Source organism: Acidisphaera rubrifaciens HS-AP3, assembly GCF_000964365.1.
GTDB lineage: Bacteria > Pseudomonadota > Alphaproteobacteria > Acetobacterales > Acetobacteraceae > Acidisphaera > Acidisphaera rubrifaciens.
In genome coordinates, this window is sequence record NZ_BANB01000124.1 from 1 (window position 1) to 1,966 (window position 1,966).

Consider the following 1,966-nt stretch of genomic DNA (forward strand, 5'->3'; position numbering starts at 1 on the left):
GCCCACCGCCGGCGGCGTGCTGTCGCTGCTCGACGGTGCGTGGCGCGCGGTGCCGGCGGTGGAGGATCTGCCGCTCGACGAGGTCTGGGTCGGCCACCGGCCGGGCTCGCGCGACGACGCCCCGCTGCTTGGCCCGTCCGGTCTCGACGGGCTGCTGGTGGCGACGGGGCATCACCGCAACGGCATCCTGCTTGCCCCGGTCACGGCCGAGATCATCGCGCGCGCCGTGCGCGAGGGCGGGCTGGAGGCGGCGGCGCAGCCCTTCGCGGCGGCGCGCTTTGCAAGGCACGAGGTGCTGGCATGAAGGCGACGATCCGGGTCAACGGCAAGGACGAGGACGTGCCGGCGGGCGGCCTGGCCGCGCTGCTGGCGGCGCATGGCGTGCGCCAGACGCGCGGCTGCGCGGTCGCGATCAACGGCGCGGTCGTGCCGGCCTCGGCGTGGCCGACGCAGACCGTGGCGCCGGGCGACGACATCGAGATCCTGCGCATCGTGGGAGGCGGATGATGGCAACGATGGCGGAGGACGGGCTGGTCATCGCCGGCCGCCGCTTCGGCGGGCGGCTGCTGCTCGGCAGCGCGGGCTACCCGAACCAGCAGGTCCTGCTGGACGCGGTGCAGGCGGCGGACCCCGCGATGGTCACGGTCGCGGTGCGCCGCATCAGCCTCGCGGGCTATGCCGAAAGCCTGGTCGACGTGCTCGCCGGGCGGGTGCTGCTGCCGAACACGGCCGGCTGCACGACGGTGCGCGATGCCGTGCTGACGGCGGAACTGGGGCGCGAGGCGCTGGGCACCGACTGGGTCAAGCTGGAACTGATCGGCGACAACGAGACGCTCTATCCCGACGTCGAACAGCTTCTGCGCGCGACCGAGGAACTGGTGGGCAAGGGGTTCACCGTGCTGCCGTATTGCACCGACGATCCGGTGGTGTGCCGCAAGCTCGCGGATGCGGGCGCCGCGGCGGTGATGCCGCTCGGTGCGCCTATCGGCACCGGGCTCGGCGTCGTCAATCCGTACATGATCGAGCGCATCTGCGTTACCAGCGCCGTGCCGGTGATCCTCGATGCCGGCATCGGGACGGCGTCGGACGCTGCGCGGGCGATGGAGCTGGGTTGCGCGGGCGTGCTGCTGAACACGGCGGTGGCGCGTGCCCGCGATCCGGTGCGCATGGCCGCCGCCATGGCCGCGGCGGTGCATGCGGGCCGGGACGCTCATCTGGCGGGCCGCATTCCGGTGCGCACGCAGGCGGAACCGTCCAGCCCGCAACTGGGACTGCTCGGTTCGTGAGGGCGCGGGGCGGGGCGGCCACGAAACATCGCTTGCATGCCTGCCCGGGCCTTGCCACATCTGGGTGGAGTTAGACCGGCGCTAGAGGCTCCGGCCCGTCGGCGGACACTCCGCAATCCGCAAGGAGGAAAGTATGGGTAGCTTCAGCATCTGGCACTGGATGGTCGTTCTGCTGGTCGTCCTGCTGCTGTTCGGCAGTGGCAAGGTCAGCAACCTGATGGGTGACTTCGCGAAGGGCATCAAGAGCTTCAAGAAGAACATGGCCGACGACGGCGACGTGTCGATGGAGGCAAGCGCCGACAAGCCCACGAGCACGATCTCCGGTCCCGGCGTGCAGCCCGGCAGCCAGACCACGCAGACCAGCGCCGTCCATCACAGCTGACATTTCGCCCGCCGCGTCATCCGCGGCGCGCGTCGACATGCCTTGGGGGCACGGTCCCACGCCGTGCCCTTTCGTTTGTACCGGTCCCGTCATGCCGCGCGGGACGCCCGAATCAACGGCTTGTGGCGGCACCCCCGGCTTTTCCACAACTTTTTGTAGCTAGACCGGTAACTTCCGTTGCGGGCGCAACGGCTTGTCCATACCGTATCTTGTGGCCGCAGCGAGGGAGCACCACGAGATGGAGTGGACCGACGACGTCATCGTCCGGCTCAGGGCGCTCTGGATGGAGGGACATTCG

4 protein-coding genes are annotated in these 1,966 nt (G+C 70.4%); all 4 read left to right on the top strand.

From position 1 onward, the window contains the following. Window positions 1-304 (top strand): FAD-dependent oxidoreductase (locus tag B8460_RS04780; RefSeq protein ID WP_048860437.1); only part of this gene is annotated, 304 nt, incomplete at its 5' end. Then, window positions 301-507, top strand: a complete 207-nt coding sequence (gene thiS / locus B8460_RS04785) for a sulfur carrier protein ThiS (protein WP_048860438.1) — start codon at window positions 301-303, stop codon at window positions 505-507. The genes B8460_RS04780 and thiS, both read left to right, overlap by 4 nt. Then, complete coding sequence (thiG, locus tag B8460_RS04790) at window positions 507-1,286, top strand: thiazole synthase (protein WP_048860439.1); 780 nt, start codon at window positions 507-509, stop codon at window positions 1,284-1,286. Before thiS ends, thiG begins: the two co-directional genes overlap by 1 nt. Before the next feature lie 133 nt (window positions 1,287-1,419). Further along, window positions 1,420-1,668, top strand: coding sequence for a twin-arginine translocase TatA/TatE family subunit (locus B8460_RS04795; RefSeq protein WP_048860440.1), 249 nt, complete (start codon window positions 1,420-1,422; stop codon window positions 1,666-1,668). Window positions 1,669-1,966: the final 298 nt, after the last annotated feature.

What these genes read in the sequence shown, in the direction of transcription:
- thiS (WP_048860438.1), top strand. Translation starts at nt 301, where the DNA reads ATGAAGGCGACGATCCGGGTCAACGGCAAGGACGAGGACGTGCCGGCG.
- thiG (WP_048860439.1), top strand. Translation starts at nt 507, where the DNA reads ATGGCAACGATGGCGGAGGACGGGCTGGTCATCGCCGGCCGCCGCTTC.
- B8460_RS04795 (WP_048860440.1), top strand. Translation starts at nt 1,420, where the DNA reads ATGGGTAGCTTCAGCATCTGGCACTGGATGGTCGTTCTGCTGGTCGTC.